This is a genomic window from uncultured Bacteroides sp. (assembly GCF_905207245.1).
GTDB lineage: Bacteria > Bacteroidota > Bacteroidia > Bacteroidales > Bacteroidaceae > Bacteroides.
In genome coordinates, this window is sequence record NZ_CAJLKP010000004.1 from 74,286 (window position 1) to 91,292 (window position 17,007).

The following is a 17,007-nucleotide window of genomic DNA, read 5'->3' on the forward strand; positions in this document are numbered from 1 at the left end:
CATTTATTGTCTATTGGCATTTCTTTTACATCTCATATACTCCGAGTTCTTCTTCTATTTCTTCACATTCATTCTTCTCAATATGTAGTAAATGGTTGATTTCCCTTCGTTTCTCAAGATCGGTGAAGTAGCTTTCTACTACAGTGTACAAGTCAAAGCCTCGGGTGGAACCTGCCGCCATATCCAGTGACTCTACCATTTTTTCTACCGCCTGGTGAATGCGTTCCTTATTAATGAAATGCAATTCGTTACTATGAATCAGATACTTTTCCATGATAGTTGTGTTTTAAAGTTCTTATTGATATAACATTTGCTGTGACGGTTAGTTCATACATTAAAAATATATTTTATAACTTATATTGGGGATTAAACCTGTGCCGTCAACTTTCTTGATTTTGTTGGTCTTCTCATTATATTCATAGAAATGCATTCCGGTGCGCATGCCCACGTTCAGCAGCTTGATGGCAAACTCGTGCGACACCTTTTTCTTGTTAATCCGGTAGCTGAAAGAAATATCCCCGTTGATGGTTGGGGAGAACTTTTCGCTGTATGCCTTCGTTTCGTCGAATACGATGTCATGCTCTATCATGCTTTGTTTTCTGTCCACCGGGGTATAGCGGTCACCTCCCTGGAAGTAGATGCGTCCGTTGAGGCTGAGTACATTTTGTTTCAGTCGGCCCATCATCCATTCTTTTCCGGCAAGGACGTTCAGCAGGTAATTCTTGTCCAGCCGCGTATTGCGCCAGATGTTGTCTCCGCCTTTATAGCGGGATTTGAATAGGGAAGCTGTTATCATATAATAGAAGCCGTTTTTCATGTATTGCTCCAGGGTGATGTCGATGCCATAGTTTCTGCCGGAACCTTTGTTCTTGAGTATCCTTTCCAGATAGAAGTCCTGGTGGTTGATGATGGAAAAGGAAGAGTTCTCTTCGACGGGGATGCGAAACAGATATTGATAATAGGGCTCTATCTTCAGGTGCATGTACGGGTTGATGTTCCAGTCATATGTGAGCCCTAAGTGATGGGCCTTGGCAAAGTTCAGATATTTGTTGGATTCGGTTTTGCTGTTGACGGTGCGTTCCACGAAGTAATAATCCAGTTTCTCCCGGCGGCTGTGCAGTCCGTAGGCTGCTGCCAGGGAGTGCTTCGGAAGGAAAGACCATTTGATGGCTGCCCGGGGCTCTACGGACCAGTTCTTGTTGAGGGTGAAGTATTGGGCAGTGAGGCCCAGACTGGCGGTGAGATGATTGCTTAAGTTGATGACGGAACTGCTGTATGCCGAGAGTACGGCACTTTCTCCGTTGCCTTTTGAAATTTGTTCCATGGGGATGTCGAGCCCGAAGTTGGGGCTGACTTTATAGTCCAAGTCATATTTCAGTCCTGTGAGGGTGATGCCCGTCCTGTTCACGTGGTTGGGACTGAATTTCTTGTTCAGATAAGAGTTGAAAACAACGTCCCATTTGGAATTCCGGATGTCTCCTACGGGGATTATCCGGTCATCTTCCGTCTGCTGATTGGCTATCGTGTGGTCTTGTGAATAGGTGGCGGCAAGTGACGAACGGATATAAGTATCTTCATTGATGAGATATTTGTGAGTCATGCCTGCGGCGGCTTTGTCCAGATTGGTTTCGCCCGACTGGCGGTCGGCTTGTGTTTCCCATTCCTCCCGTTTCTCGGCTTCGGGCTTGTTGCGGTCTATCAGACCGATTCCCCATAGGGAGAAAGTGCCGGCTCTCTTGGTCGGGAAATTCAGCTTGAAGGCAAGGTCCTGGTATTTCATGTTTATATCGTTTCCGGTGGCTAAGGAAGTGGTGGAGAAGCGGTAATTGAAGATGTAGGAACTGCCTTGCTTCTTGCTGAGGGGACCTTCGGATGCAAGGTCGATACCCATAATTCCTAACTGGAAGGTATGCTCATACTTCTGATTGTTTCCGTTGCGGATGTGCATGTCGAAAACGCCCGATAAGGCATTGCTGTATTCGGCAGGAAAAGCGCCGTTGTAGAAATCGGAGTTGCCCACGACCTGTGTGCTCAGGGCGGACAGGAAGCCGCCGCCCAGACCGGAGACATCGGCAAAGTGGGTGGGATTGGGTATTTCTACACCTTCCAGCCTCCACTGCGTGAACTGGGGGGAGTTTCCTCTGATGGCTATCGCGTTTGTCCCGATGCTGCCTGCCACGCCTGCAAATGCAGTGGTCAGTCGGGCGGGGTCGTCGAAGCCGTTGGCAAACCTGCCGGCTTCTTCCATGCTAATCATGCGTCCGCCGGTGATGGCCATGGTGTTCAGGGGCTTGTCTTTCCGTACTTCCGGGTGTATGACGACCTCGTCCAGTGAGTGAACATTCTCGTCGAGTGGGATTTCAAGGTAGACTTCTTTGGAGGAAGTCACGGGGATTTCGTTGAGGATGCTTGCGTTGTAGCCCACAAAAGAGGCTTGCAGGTTGCAGCGTCCCACCGGGACATGGTCTATCCGGAATCTGCCTAAACTATCGGTGGTGGTTCCCAGCGAACCGTTACCCATGATTCTTACGGTGACAAATTCTATCGGCATGTTGGTTTTGGAGTCGATGACAACGCCTCTTATGGTTTGGGTTAGCTTCTGTGTCTTTTCTTTGGCGGACGGTTGTTGTCCATCCGCCGGGGTGATGACGATGTGGTAGCCTGTTATTTTGTAGGTATAGCGGGTACCTTTCAGGATTTGGGATAATGCTTTGTCTATGTTCAGGTTCTTGAAAGAAAGGGAGAGTTGTTTTTTTACATCTAAGGCGGATAGTTCGTAAGCTACGCTGTAGCCGGTTTGCAGTTCTATCTGGGCAAAGGCTTCTTTCAGCGAACAGTTTTTATTCTGTATGGTGATTTTCTTCCCTTCATCCTGTGCGCTGGCGGTAAGGGAGAGAAGGGTGAAGAGCAGGAAAATAATGTTTTTATTTATTTGCTTATTAATGGTTCTTCGATTCATTATTGTACATTTTTATAAGATAAGCTGCATTTCGGTATAACTTTTTCATGCAAGCATGAAAGTTCTGCATTCAATTTGCATTATCTTTGTATGGTTAATACTTTATTTTAAGTTTGATAATTGATGAAGGATTAACATCTCAGAACCGGGTTGAGGGTCTCAAGCTACAATCCGGTTCCTTTTTTCTTCATAGGCTGCTGGGTTTTATGGGTTATTACTTAATTCTATTTCGTTGCCCTCCTGCCGGTAGCGGAAGCCAATCATTTCTTTCAGTACGGTTAGTATTTCATCCAGAGTCTCGTTTTTTAGGAATCTGACGGTGTAGCGCTTGGAGGCGGGGATATTGACGGAGGTGGTGAACGTTACGTTGTACCGCCTTTCCAGTGTCCGGATGATTTCGGTGAAAGATGCGTTGGTGAATATTAGCTTTCCGGTGAGCCAGCTATCGGTGTCATTGGCGGGTATTTCCGTAATGCTGATGCCGGAGGTGCGCTTGTCATAGGTCAGTTGTTCGTTGGGCTTCAATATCCGGGAAGTCTGGGCGGGGGAGGTGACTTCTACCTTGCCGCTTGTCAGGGTGGTGGTTACTGACTTGTCGTCCGCATAAGCCTTTACGTTGAATTTGGTTCCCAATACTTTGACGGAGAGTTGCGGAGTCTTTACGATGAATGGATGGGCGGCATCTTTTTTGACAGAGAAGTAGGCTTCGCCGTTGAGGTGCACGGTGCGTTGGGAGCCTGAAAACCGTTTGGGGTATTTGATAACGGTTCCGGCATTCAGCCATATTTCGGAGCTGTCGGGTAGTAGGATGTGTTTCTTTTCTCCATATGCTGCTGAAATCTCAATCAGATGATTCCGGGTGGAGGTATGGTAAAGATAGCCTCCTGCTATGATAAATAGCGGGATGAGTACCGCTGCGATGCGGCCGATTTTTTGACGCAAGGGGAGGGGGCGCATCTTCTGATGACCGATTCTTTTATTTACCCGTTCCAAGGCGAGGTAAGTGTCCGTATCGGATTTCGCTTCTACTTCATTCCAATAAGCGAGTGAGGCTTTCTCTTTTTCCTCCGGGTACTTGTCTTTGATAATCCATCTCTGAACCTTTTCCTCTGTTTCGGGCGAGAAACGTCCCGACAAATATTTTCGTATGATTCTAACAATAGAGTTTGCTTCCATTTTTACTGCCTTTTGGTATATATACAGTTGAGATGGGGAAAACTCAATAAGAAAACTGATATTTTTTTCAAGAGAGGTTATTCATGAAGGTTTTGTTCATAAGTACATGATAATGAACTCAGCTATACAATGTCTGACTGTCATCTATGATGTCATTAGAACTGAACCTATCATCAATGCCATTGATGCCTATCATCATTGGCATTGATGGTAGGAATCATTGGCATTGATTGTACCCATCATTGGCATTGATTCTATACTCACTCCTACACTCACCTCGTCTCTGTTCCGGACATACCCTATCAATGTCCTACTTGCATCCGTTCTCGAATGGAATACTGTCAGGAATTTATAAAAATACGACAAAGAAACACGAGATTGTTTTCCGTATCTCCTTCAGGGCAAGGCTCAACTGGCTTTCCACATTTCTTTTGGTAGTGTGCAGCCGTTCGGCTATTTCTTCATTGCTCAATCCCTCGTTCCGGCTCAATGCATAAATCTTCCGTCGTTGCTCCGGCATGTTTTCCACTGTCTCGTCAATCAGTAACCCCAGCTCTTTCGCTATCAGTTCCTCCTCGGAAGTAGAACCGTATTCCTGCCCCTGAACTGTACTCAGATAAGCCTCCTGCACATATTTACGCTTCAAAAAGTTGATTGCCGAATTCCTTGCCATCGTATGCAGAAAAGCATCGAACGATTTGGCATTGTCTATATCCCGGTGTTTCACCCAAAGATTTACAAATAAATCTTCTGCCAACTCCTCGGCATCCGGTTCGGACTTGACGTATCCGTATATAAACGCCTTTACTTTACCGTAAGAAGCCAGGAAAACAACCTCAAATGCCTCGTGACATCCCTGTTGCAAGGCTTCAAGCGTTTTCATATCTATCTTATTACTCATGTAGGGGGCTGTTTTTATTTTTGGTGGGAACAAAAGAAGTGATTATTTATCTTATGAAGTCCCCCTTTTCGAATTATTAACCATGTCCTTTCTATTTTAGCATTTCTCCGGGGCTTGGGTATGTCCCGAAGATATGGTATATTTGCAAAGTAAACTTTTTAATCTTGATGAACCCATGAAAAGAATAATCACCTGTCTGGCACTGACTCTTTGCCTGGTGCTATCCGCCTTTGCCGGAAAACCCGCTTATCTTTTTTCCTACTTTATCGGTAACAGTGAAGACGGCCTGCATCTGGCTTATAGTTATGACGGCCTGACCTGGACGCCACTGAACGAAGGACGCTCTTTCCTGACTCCCGCAGTGGGGAAAGACAAACTGATGCGCGACCCCAGCATCTGCCAGTCTCCCGACGGAACCTTCCACATGGTGTGGACTTCCAGTTGGACGGACCGCATCATCGGCTACGCCTCCTCCCGCGACCTGATTCACTGGAGTGAGCAACAAGCCATTCCCGTCATGATGCATGAGCCTACGGCACATAATTGCTGGGCACCCGAACTTTTCTACGATGAACCGTCGCAAACCTATTATATCTTTTGGGCCACCACCATCCCCGGCCGCCACAAAGAAGTGGCTACCAGTGAGAGCGAGAAGGGCTTGAATCATCGCATGTACTATGTGACAACAAAAGATTTCCGTACTTTCTCCGAAACTAAGATGTTCTTTGACCCTGATTTCAGCGTCATCGACGCTGCTATTGTGAAGGTGCCCAAGAGCGACGAGTTGATTATGGTAGTGAAGAATGAAAACTCCAATCCGCCGGAGAAGAACCTGCGGATTACGCGTACGAAGAATATCAGGGATGGTTTTCCGGTTGAAGTATCTGCTCCCATCACCGGTGATTACTGGGCGGAAGGCCCCGCTCCGCTCTATGTGGATGATGCGCTTTACGTTTACTTCGATAAATATCGCGACCATCGTTACGGGGCGGTCCGTTCATTAGATAATGGGAAGACGTGGGAAGACGTGTCCGACCGGGTTTCTTTCCCGAAGGGAACACGTCATGGAACGGCTTTCAAGGTCGACGCCTCGGTGGTGGAGGCCTTGCTTACTTCAAGTACTTCTTCAACGGGCAATCAATAGCCTTTATGCCTTCTGCAATACTCCGGGCATTCATGCGTGCACCTTTTAACGAGGTGTGCGTGTGGTCGGTATTGTAGAAAGCGGGTGTCTTCTTGGGCCCCATCTTCTGTAGCTTATCTGCCGATAGTTTATTCAAATCAATGAAGTAAGCACCGGTCATTTCTGCTGCCTCACGCGTCCACTTGCCATAACTGTTCGTATTGCGTTCAATTTCCCCGTCTTTCCACTTGTTGCGAGGGGTGTGGCTCAGTACGATGGGGATGGCACCTTTTTCCTGTGCATCCATAATGAACTTGCGCAGATACCAACCGAAGCTGTAAACCACCTGATATTTTCCAGTCTTTTCCATCAGGAAAACTTTGCTTTCATTTCCCGAACCGTGCAGTTCGCCGCGCGCTTTGCCTACGTTGATGTCTCCTCCGTCGTTATGCCCAAACTGGATAAGTACAAAATCACCCGGTTGCAGGGCGTCATAAACTTTGTCCCAACGGCCTTCGTCCAAGAATGTGCGTGCACTGCGTCCTGCCATGGCATGGTTCTCAACAGTCACCTTTTTCAGGTTGAACTCATCGGCTATCACGCTGCCCCAGCCCCACATGCCGTCTTTATCATTATCTTTATTCTTCACCGTGCTGTCTCCGATAGTGAACACCACCGGGCAACCTTCTTTCCGGCTGGCACCGGTAACCGTGTCTTTCTCCACCGGTTTCAGATAGTTTGCCAGTTCCAGACCTGTGCACTCCCGAATGCCTTCGGCGGCAGAAGCTGCGTTCACTTTAGCTCCGAAAGCACTGGTGTGAATGCGGTCCAGATAGAACATATATTTCACTTTCTCTTTGCCGAATTTCTCGAACTTACGGGCGGTGATGTCGTTCAAGTCGATAAAGGGCACCTGTTGTTCTTCGGCTATTTGCTTTGCCCATAGCCCGAATGTCTTGTTGACACGTGTCACAATCGTGCTGTCTTTATCTTTCCAGGCATTGCGGGGCGTCAGTGAGAACAGGATGGGATGGGCGCCTTTCGCTTTCACTTCCTGTACAAAACGGCGCATGTATTCGCCATAGCTGTATACCGTTTCTTTTACTCCGGTTTCCTGGATGGTTATGTTCAGGCTGTCTTTGCCAATTCCGGGAATGGAGGCGCGTGCACGTCCGCTATCGTAAGGACCATTGTCGTTGTGTCCCAATTCGATAATCACCCAGTCGCCCGGGCGCACTCCTTTGATGACATCCGGCCATAGATGCTTGTAGAATGTGCGGCTGCTTGTTCCGCCTAATGCATGGTTTTCTACCGTTATCCGGCTCTGGTCAAAGTGGTCTCCGGCGTAATATCCCCAACCCCATTGACCATTATTACCGTTGCCCAGGGTACCGGTGCGCATGGTGGAATTGCCTACTAAAAACAAAACCGGATTATTGCCTTTGCGGCTGGAACCGGCTATTGGACGTGCTGTCCGTGCTTTGTTTAAACTATCCAGTGTATTGTCAATTACCTGGTTGACGTCCTTCATGGGTGCAGCCACCTTGTTTTGGGCTTGCATCGGCAGACAGAATGCGAATGCAACTCCCAAAATCAAGTAGCTGCAAAATGTGTGTCTATTCATTTTCCTATTACTTTATGCTATGTTTTGTGCAAAAGTAGGCGAAATCTTACTTTCTCCGAATGGAATATTATTCAGATTGATGTCTTTTTGTCCCATAGGGAGAACTTTTCTAAAGCATAACCCCTAATTTGATTGAAATCAGGTTGTGGTGTAGCTTCTCCCGGAATTCTGCTGCATAGTGACTGCTCTCGTATTTTTTCAACCGTTCCAGGTTTTGGATTTCATATCCTATGCTTAACAGAAGCGTCGTTTTACCATGCATTTTATACTGTACACCTGCGGATGGATGAAAGAAAAAACCACCATTAGCGTCTTCATCGGGGGCGAAAGCATATCCGATGCCGCATTGCAGATAGGGGACAACTCTTCTTGGTTTAGTCAGTTGAAATCTGGCGTCGGCGAAGAGGGGTATCAGTGCTTTCTCATAGACAGATAATCCGGTGCCGATGCCCGCAGAGAAGCGTTCCGATAGCTTGTAGTGCCCTGTCACTTGCCAGGCGAATGGAGTGGTAGAAGGAGTATTCATAGAAATTCCCGTTCCGATGGTGGTCATGCAGGTGAAACGGTCTGCAATCTGGCCCTTCACAATGGGATTTGCCAGAAATAATAAGAGTATAAAGATTATTTTTTTCATTGTACATTTACAGTTATGCGTTTCACAATATGGAGAGCCGTGGTCAGTGCGGAGGTATCGGTTTCCAAGTCACCGGAACTACCGTCGGGACTGCTATGCCCGAGCAGAACGGCTTCAAATGCTTTCTGACCGGAGAATAAGTCCACATCTGCAGAATAAACCATCGCCGGCTGTCCGCTCCCTTCTTTACCACCCGAATAACCCGGTTCGCCCTCTTTGGCTGCCTTGGTATAGTAGTCATTGAAATCCGTCGAATGGTTGATTTCCACTTTAATCCTGAACAGTTTCAGCTTGTCGGATGGATGTAGCTTTACGTCGAAACTACCACGGGGAGTTGCCCCGGAAATCCCATCCGTGAGCGGCTCCTCTTTGGTTGGCAGGTAAAGTCCGTCCTTATACTGTATGCCCCGTGCATGGCACCAGTGGGGCAGGGCCTCTTTTCTTCTGTTGCCTCCTGAACTTTGCCAGGACTGGGTTGCTATTTTATGGCTGGCATAGATGGTGGACAGGTAATTCCCTTTCATATCTTCCATCCAGATGGCAATCTGGGGCGGATTCTTTTTCTTGATTCCCAGGAATAGCGGGAAGTCGTGCAGCCATTCTTCACCTTCTTCGATGCATATTTTTACATCTCCTGCTTCATATTCAATCAGCTCTTTCTGACAGGAACAGAGAGAGAAAAGCGATAAATAAATCCAGGTCATAATCATTTTCTTCATCTTTAATTCATTTGATTGTTACTATAAAATGAGTTTGTTACCAAGTGGGAACATGCTGGGCATAAGTGATCCGGATACTTATATTTGCCTTTTATGCATTACACTTGGAAAACCTTATCGATAAGCGAGTCTATTCCTTGGGTGATTTGTTCCCATCCTGAGTTATTGTTCAGGGAGATTCCGTTGTAAACCGGACAGAATTCTTCCAGCATCACAAGGTAGGTGATGGATGCTGTTAGGACGGAGGCCAGCACTTCGAGTTCTTTTAATGGATAGCTTGTCAGTTCGCTGATTCTTTTTATACGCTGCATGCCGGCATTTTCGCGTTGCTCCCTTAGCTTCACGATTATTTCGTTGTCGGAAGAGAGTTCCCAACGGTGCAGCCTCCGCAGCGTGGGGTTACTGCGTAGTTGCTCTATCTGGCTTCTGAACATCTGCTTCAGGTACTCCGGCAGTTTGTCGCGTTCCGGGAGTTCTTGCGGAAAGTTAATCCAGAAATCATGCTGGCGGATATAGGTAGCCATAAGCCCTTCTACCGAACCAAAATAGCGGTATATCAATATCTTGGATACACCGGACTGGGTGGCAACGGCATTGATTCCTATTTTCTCAAATCCGTTTTCGCTTATCATTTGGCCGATGGTGTCCAGTATGCGCCTTTCTGTTGTTTCTCTGTCCCTTTCCGAAGTGGTGTTCTTTGCTGTCATATAATTGTATGTTACTAATCGGGAACAAAGGTATGTTACCGGTTGGAAACATACAAGTAAAACAGGAAATAAATTTGCGAATTGGGTGTTTTTATTCTTTTGAAGGGGAAGACTGTTCTCATTGTCACCTATGGAGCACTAATCGGTATCATATCCTTTCTTAGCAATGAATTCAAGAGATTTACAGGTAAATATTCAACGACCAATATCCGGAGGTTGCGTGCTACCTTCGGGACTTACTTATTGTTGGGACTTGAATTCCTCATAGCATCGGATATACTAAAGACTGTATTGGAACCTACTCTGAACGAATTGGGCATTTTAGGAGGGATAGTTGTTTTGAGAACGATTCTCTCTGTCTTCCTGAATAAAGAAATTAAGGAGTTAGAGATAGAAAGTGAGAAAGATGAATGAAGCTGGTATATTTCTTAAATATGTAGCCTATGTTATGTTAATTGTTAACATTAGAGTATTGGGTAGTTAACGACTTCCTTAATTCTATTAAACCATGTTATAAAACTCTCCGTTTGACCCTGAAAATTTGGAGATATCCCTAAAGTCCGTATCTTTGCAATGTGTTTTTCATAGTATTAGATTTAAGGTTAACAAAGATTGGCTGTCTGGGATAGATAGCCTTTTTTTTTTGCTACTATGTTTAGACTTCCCGCAATACTTCTCTATATAAACTTCCATCATAACTTTTATATTCGGCATGTTGGTAGAGATTGACTAATTTTTTGCTAGATTCAAGAATCAATGTATTTGATTTCTGTGATAAATTGGTAGCTAAAATGCCACTGCCTACTATACCCGGATTACAGATTATTGTATCTTTTCTGAGCAAATTCATTGTCAGTTCCACGCAAGTGTATTTATGGATGCCTGCCTCTTTCAGTTTGCCGGCGATATATTGATTTAGATGAGTTTTGTCATCTCCGGTCATAAAACCATACCACAACAGGCACCTCATGCCTGCTTGTGTAGCTTTTACTAATATATCGAGATACGTTGTTCCGGACATTCCTTTTCTATCAATCTCATAAGGGTCGATGTGGACGAAAGAAGATGCAGGGAGTGAGGGTAAGAGCTCCATTACTCCTGTCAGTGAATCAGAATTGCAGGTCTGGACAGCAGTATTTAGCTTCATTCTATCAGCATAGCGACTCACGTTTTCTAAAGCCTCCTTTTCTATATCAAAGAATTGATATTGTCGGGTTTGCTCTCCTAATATGTTCATGGCTAAAGCAGGAGAGCCTAAATAATTCCCTTTTGCCATCTCCGGGCTTTCTAATTTATAATAAGTGGAATTCTTTAGTAATTCTTCTCTAGCTACATTGTCCAAAAAGTGATAAATACCGTATTGTTGTTCCGGTGTATGTTCCATCCGGTAAATGGCGGAGGCTGAATTTGTCTCCACATAGACTGAAGGTTTTTCGTTTTGAAGAACCTCACAAAATATCAAATGTTTGAATACATCTGCCTGCTTTCCGAAATGTGTGTAAGTTGCCATATGCTTGAAGATTTATATTAAATTTGTCCGCGCTCATGGTTGTTAGTACATAGGACAAAGGTACGAAATTCAAAGAAAAAAACATCTTATCGTGTAAATTACCTGAAATATGGATGATTAATGTGTTTTTAAGTCTATATTAATTCTGTTTCGACCACCTTTTTAATGTCCTGCCGTTTACTTTGCAGATAGAACATTAATATGTCTAATACCTAATTAATAGTATTCTTAATGAAACGAAATGCAATTTTAGTATGCTTGCTGTCGGCCCTGTTTACACTACCCGGAAAGGTGGTGGGGCAGAGTGCGTCAAGCGACGGAAAATTGGTGTATGATTTCGCATTTGCACCAAGTGAGGGCCTTGTGAATAGGACAGAAAAAGAGTATAGGAAAGAGATTTGCCTGAATGGGTTCTGGGATTTCCAACCTGTGGCTTTGCCGCAGGGATATGTGCAAGGTAAAGGTGTTGCACCGGAATTGCCGCTTCCACAAGAAAATGCATGGAGCCAAACGCGCATTAAAATTCCTTCTCCATGGAATATCAACTCTTTTGCTAACAGAGACCTGGAAGGTCCCGACCATCGTAACTATCCATCTTACCCGAAAGAATGGGAACAAGTGAAAATGGCATGGATGAAGAAGAAGATAACCGTTCCTGCTGATTGGGACGGACAACAGATAAAACTTTATTTTGAAGCTGTATCCGGATATACGGAAGTATATGTGAATAAAGAGAAAGTAGGTGAGAATTTTGATATCTTCCTTCCGTTTAGCGTAGACATTACGGATAAGGTGGCTGCCGGTGAAACTGCCGAAGTATGGGTGGGTGTTCGTAGCCAGTCGCTATTTGAGAATAATTCTACTATCGGTCGCCGCATTATTCCCGCAGGCTCTATGTGGGGATATCACATTGTTGGTATCTGGCAGGATGTATATATGCTGGCTTTGCCCAAAGTATATGTGGAAGATGTATATGTGAAACCGCTTGTTTCGAAGAATATGCTCGAACTGGAAGTTACCGTACAGAATAATACGGAGAAGAAGACTGACTTGCAGATTCAGGGTAATATTAATGAATGGCTGAATTTAGCGGGAACAGACGTAAATTCTGCTCCGGTGCCTGCCTGGGAACTGGGACAGGAAGTGCTGAAAGTGGCTCCTGTGAAAGTAACTGTCCCTGCCAATGCTTCAACGAAGGTAGTATTGCAGATTCCGGTATCCGGTGAATTGAACTTCTGGACACCCGAACAACCTAATCTTTATGCCGTATTGCTTTCATTGCAGGCAAAGAAACAAACGCTGGATGTTAAATATGAACGTTTCGGATGGCGTGAATGGACTTTGCAAGGTACTACACAATATCTGAACGGCAAACCTTATCAGTTGAGAGGCGACTCCTGGCACTTCATGGGAATTCCGCAGATGACGCGCAGATATGCATGGGCTTGGTTTACTGCCATTAAGGGTATGAATGGAAATGCAGTTCGTCCTCATGCACAAATCTACCCCCGTTTTTATCTGGATGTAGCTGACGAAATGGGTATTTGCGTGCTGAATGAAACTGCCAACTGGGCAAGTGACGGTGGTCCGAAACTGGACTCTGACCTTTTCTGGGAAGCATCCAAAGAACATCTGAGACGCTTTGTGCTCAGAGACCGCAATCATGCTTCTGTATTCGGCTGGAGCATCAGTAATGAAAATAAGCCTGTAATATTGCATGTATATAACAGACCGGAATTGATGCCTCTTCAGAAAAAGGCTTGGGAAGATTGGAGGGATATTGTTCGTGCCAACGACCCTACCCGTCCTTGGATATCTGCTGATGGCGAAGATGATGGAGACGGCATTTTGCCGGTTACGGTAGGTCACTATGGTGATATGGGCTCAATGAAGCATTGGGTGGAAATCGGCAAACCTTGGGGTATTGGCGAACATAGTATGGCTTACTATGGTACCCCGGAGCAAGTAGCCAAATATAATGGTGAAAGAGCTTATGAATCACAACTGGGCCGTATGGAAGGATTGGCAAATGAATGTTATCATCTGCTTGCCAACCAGCGTTCTATGAATGCTTCTTACAGTACGGTCTTCAATATGGCATGGTATTCTCTGAAACCTTTGCCGTTAGGTAAGAAAGATTTGACTACAGAGCCGGATATCAACAAGGATGGTATTTTCTTCACAGAATATAAAGAAGGTGTACCGGGCGTACAGCCGGAACGTGTAGGTCCTTATTGCACTACGTTCAACCCGGGATATGATCCTAACCTGCCTTTGTATGATCCGTGGCCTATGTATGATGCCATGCGTGCGGCTAATGCACCGGGACATCCGGCTTGGTCGGCTTATGCTGAGGTCGACAAAAAGCAATATGAAGCTCCTGAGGCGGCTCCTGCTGAAAAATATAAGGAAGTCGTTTTCATAGGAGGAGAGGATAGTAAGTTGAAGAGCATAATGGATGCACAGGGCGTGAAGTTTGCTACTAAAGTGACTGCTCCTGCACGGATGATTTATATCGTGGACGGTACTTACACTTTGTCTGCTGCTGAAAAGAAGAGTATGCTGGCTAACATTGCCAAAGGTGCTGACGTATGGATATGGGGCTTGACTCCTGAAACTGTAAATGCATATAATGAGATACTGCCTCTTCCGGTGGCACTGGATAACCTGAAACGTTCTTCTTACCTGCCGGTTCAGAAGTCATGGATTCGTGGATTGAATAACTCTGATTTCTATTTCTGTGAACTTCAGCGGGCAGATGCGTCGGAATATTCTTTGAAGGGTGTTTTAGTGGAAGAAGGAGATATATTATTGAATGCTTGTAAGACTGATTGGAGAGCTTGGAACAAGCGTCCGGAAGAAATTAAGACTGCCGGTACGGTACGAAGCGAATACGAATGTACAGCCGCTACTCCCGTATTTGTGAAATATCAGAATAGTGTTTCCTGCTTCTATATCAGTACGTTGAAGGAGTTTACTAATTCTGAAAAGGGATATAATACATTGGGAGTAATCTTGAAGAATGCCGGAATTGACTGCCGGGAGATTGAAGTAAAATCCAATGAAGTATTCTTCTTGCGTGATAATCAACTGGTATTCCCGGCTGCTGTAAAAGATAAGTTGGTGAAAACGACTGACGGATGGGCATTAGATATCTATGTGTTTAGTCCTCGCCCACTGGATGACTTGTTGATTGAGCCTAACATGCCTAAACTGACTTTGGTAGTGAAAGCCAAAGAATGCCAGCTTGCCATTAATGATAAGACATATGCTGCTGCCGGACAAAACAGACACGAGGCTACTTATAAAGAATTGCCTTTATTACAAGGTTGGAATAAGGTAAGCATCAAAATCGGAGAAAGAGATAAGAATGAATTCAGTGGCCACTTCAGATGTGATAACAGAAATGAATTCCTTCCTTCGTTGAAAGTGTTGTTTGTGAATCCTGAAGTAAAATAGAAAATGATAGGTAAATAGATTGGGGATAAAGTATAGTTTTAAATAGGTTCTTTTTCGATAAGTTCAGTGTTACAATCCAGTGCATGCGTATTATTGGCGTGACACTGGATTGTTTTTTTATTCACTATTTTCTATTCTCTACCGTTATGGAGACCTCTGTTATCTTTGGTATTTAGTTGGATGGCTGTTTGGGCATCAATACCGCGATATCTGTTATTTTGTACGGTGTTCTGATGGATTGTAATGTCTTTACAAGGGTTCATTTGCTTCTCGATGAATATTCCGTGCTCATTGTTACCTTCAGCAAGACTATTGTTGATGCTTATCCGGTTACTTTCTGCACATCGTATGCCTGAGAGTCCGTTACGGGCCATCTCTGAGTTGATAACTTTCACATTCTGGCAGAAAGTAGCATTTATGCCGTTTCCGTAGGGGGAGGTATCGAAACGACTATTTGTTATATCACAATTTGTGATGTATGACAAATGAAGATTATGATGGAAACCGGCACCTGGCACTACGCTGGCACCATTATCACTGAAATCACATTGGTTAATACGAATATTCTTTCCACCAACTATGGCTACACCGTTTTTGGTGAAATTCTGTATGGTAATATTTTCAAATGTAATGTTCTGTATGCCATCTTTCTCTTTTGATTTGAAAATGACGCCTTCCCGGCTGGGAGCGTTCATATATGAGCGGCTACGACGGTCGTGATTAGGATCGGCATTTTCGATTACTTTAGTGGCACCTTCTATCAGAAGATCGCGAATAGTGACGTCAGAGAGAATATCTTCTCCATTAATGATTGCAGTTTCTGTTTGTGGAGCCGGAAAGATTATAGTTTCGCGTCCCTGACCAGCAAGGAGGGTGCCACTATATATCTTTAGAGGAGCTTTCAATGTATGTATTCCTGCTTCCAAAATAATCCATTTGCCACTCTTTTGATTGGAGTCTATGGCTTCTTGTATGGACTCTCCCGGTTTTACAAAAATACTGTTGGCAGGAAGTTTTTTTGGTTTGCCTTTTAAAGCTCCGATTACTGTTGGTTTCAGGAATTTATCGAAACCTGTATAAAGAGATGTTTTTGCCGGAGCATTGGGAAGCGGAGCTTTGGCAGCCGTCAGAAAACCTACTGATGACTTCGGGCGTGTATGTTGTTGTATTGCTTTCTCGGTATATGGCAGTAATAGGCCTTTGGTATTTTTGTAATGCTGGTATATGGATTCATAGATATCTCTGAATTTGTCGTTATCTCTGTCTGTAAAGACTCCGAATAAATCAATATGTTCTCCTAACATGAAACGTGCTGTATATTCGAAACCTTGTGCCAGTCTGTCATCAGCTACACTATAAAAATCTAATCCCTGCGTGTCGGCGGTTTGTGCAGCTTTGGCAAATTCACCTATACCTAATTGTACATGTCCCCAGTCGCGAGTTGTCTCTTGGCATTGTCCACCCGGATAGAGATAGCGGGTGATGCCGGAGTTACCTTCTCCCCGGTAGAATCTTTCTACTGCCCGGTTGAAAATTTCGTGATTATCAGTAAAAACACCGATACACATGATGGTACTAATCATGGATGCATCCCAGTTACCGTTAGCTTCGGTAAAGAAGTCTTTAATAGTGGGATAAAGGACTGTAAGGACCATTTGCGTGAATTGTTGCAGGTCTTTGGGTGCCCAGCCGGAATCAGTATGTTTCAGAATTTCAGCAACATTGAGGTAGTAATATCCGAATAAACCTACATTCAGCTTGGCATTGTTTGCATCGAATCCCCGGAGAACATAACTCCACGCATTCAGGATTTCAATGGCTTTACGCGCATAGGCTTTGTCTTTGGTTATATACCACATTAATGCATGGTTATAGGCTGTTTCTGCACTTTCGGAAAACTCACGTCCGCCTATGCTGTTTGCTCCATAGGGACCTACTGATATTTCAGCAAATGGTTTGGGGATAAAATCTAAAGAAGTGTTTTTCTTTAAATTCTCAAAAGCGGTTTTCCAGGGTTGTATGCCTTTTACTACCATTTCGCGCATATAGTCAAGGTCCTGTTTGTTTTGAGCCATGCCCGGATGCACGAAAGCCTTGGTTAGAAACTCTGGGTTAGAGCTCTTTTCCGGTTGGGCTGCTATACTGTGTACTAAGGTACACAGTATGCATATTAATAAGAGTATTCTTTTTCTCAT

General features: G+C 44.7%; 12 protein-coding genes and 1 pseudogene. 3 read left to right on the forward strand and 10 right to left on the reverse strand.

Annotated features, from left to right (window positions below; translation table 11 throughout):
- Positions 1 to 25 precede the first annotated feature (25 nt).
- From QZ135_RS02375 to QZ135_RS02390, 4 genes are all read right to left on the reverse strand, one after another.
- On the reverse strand, positions 26 to 274 hold the full coding sequence (locus tag QZ135_RS02375) for a hypothetical protein (RefSeq protein WP_009131988.1): 249 nt from the start codon (positions 272 to 274) through the stop codon (positions 26 to 28).
- A gap of 60 nt (positions 275 to 334) precedes the next feature.
- The gene (locus tag QZ135_RS02380; RefSeq protein WP_294605613.1) at positions 335 to 2,959 is read right to left on the reverse strand and encodes a carboxypeptidase-like regulatory domain-containing protein; all 2,625 of its coding nucleotides are present in this window, start codon (positions 2,957 to 2,959) and stop codon (positions 335 to 337) included.
- Positions 2,960 to 3,163: 204 nt separating this feature from the next.
- On the reverse strand, positions 3,164 to 4,135 hold the full coding sequence (locus tag QZ135_RS02385; RefSeq protein ID WP_294605615.1) for a FecR domain-containing protein: 972 nt from the start codon (positions 4,133 to 4,135) through the stop codon (positions 3,164 to 3,166).
- Positions 4,136 to 4,484: 349 nt separating this feature from the next.
- Positions 4,485 to 5,036, reverse strand: coding sequence for an RNA polymerase sigma-70 factor (locus tag QZ135_RS02390; protein WP_294605617.1), 552 nt, complete (start codon positions 5,034 to 5,036; stop codon positions 4,485 to 4,487).
- 175 nt (positions 5,037 to 5,211) lie between these two features.
- Between QZ135_RS02390 and QZ135_RS02395 the strand changes: the two are divergent.
- Positions 5,212 to 6,147, forward strand: a pseudogene (locus tag QZ135_RS02395) (glycoside hydrolase family 43 protein); the annotation flags it as partial.
- Here QZ135_RS02395 and QZ135_RS02400 read toward each other — a convergent pair.
- From QZ135_RS02400 to QZ135_RS02415, 4 genes are all read right to left on the reverse strand, one after another.
- The gene (locus tag QZ135_RS02400) at positions 6,146 to 7,720 is read right to left on the reverse strand and encodes a rhamnogalacturonan acetylesterase (protein ID WP_294605704.1); all 1,575 of its coding nucleotides are present in this window, start codon (positions 7,718 to 7,720) and stop codon (positions 6,146 to 6,148) included. The pseudogene QZ135_RS02395 and the gene QZ135_RS02400 sit on opposite strands and share 2 nt — an antisense overlap.
- 172 nt (positions 7,721 to 7,892) lie before the next feature.
- Positions 7,893 to 8,417 (reverse strand): hypothetical protein, encoded by a 525-nt coding sequence (locus tag QZ135_RS02405; RefSeq protein WP_294605619.1) that lies wholly within the window; start codon positions 8,415 to 8,417, stop codon positions 7,893 to 7,895.
- Entirely contained in the window at positions 8,414 to 9,136 is a 723-nt protein-coding gene (locus tag QZ135_RS02410; protein WP_294605621.1) for a hypothetical protein, read from the reverse strand. The genes QZ135_RS02405 and QZ135_RS02410 overlap by 4 nt, the downstream gene beginning before the upstream one ends.
- A gap of 98 nt (positions 9,137 to 9,234) precedes the next feature.
- Positions 9,235 to 9,843 (reverse strand): TetR/AcrR family transcriptional regulator, encoded by a 609-nt coding sequence (locus tag QZ135_RS02415; RefSeq protein ID WP_294605623.1) that lies wholly within the window; start codon positions 9,841 to 9,843, stop codon positions 9,235 to 9,237.
- 81 nt (positions 9,844 to 9,924) lie between these two features.
- Here QZ135_RS02415 and QZ135_RS02420 point away from each other — a divergent pair, with 81 nt between their 5' ends.
- Complete coding sequence (locus QZ135_RS02420; protein ID WP_294605625.1) at positions 9,925 to 10,257, forward strand: DUF1622 domain-containing protein; 333 nt, start codon at positions 9,925 to 9,927, stop codon at positions 10,255 to 10,257.
- 241 nt (positions 10,258 to 10,498) lie between these two features.
- Here QZ135_RS02420 and QZ135_RS02425 read toward each other — a convergent pair whose 3' ends face one another.
- Entirely contained in the window at positions 10,499 to 11,353 is an 855-nt protein-coding gene (locus QZ135_RS02425; RefSeq protein WP_294605627.1) for a hypothetical protein, read from the reverse strand.
- A gap of 231 nt (positions 11,354 to 11,584) precedes the next feature.
- Between QZ135_RS02425 and QZ135_RS02430 the strand changes: the two genes are divergently transcribed.
- Positions 11,585 to 14,812: a sugar-binding domain-containing protein gene (locus tag QZ135_RS02430; RefSeq protein ID WP_294605629.1), complete on the forward strand. Its 3,228-nt coding sequence runs from the start codon at positions 11,585 to 11,587 to the stop codon at positions 14,810 to 14,812.
- A 131-nt stretch (positions 14,813 to 14,943) separates the two neighbouring features.
- Here QZ135_RS02430 and QZ135_RS02435 read toward each other — a convergent pair whose 3' ends face one another.
- On the reverse strand, positions 14,944 to 17,007 hold the full coding sequence (locus QZ135_RS02435; RefSeq protein ID WP_294605631.1) for an alginate lyase family protein: 2,064 nt from the start codon (positions 17,005 to 17,007) through the stop codon (positions 14,944 to 14,946).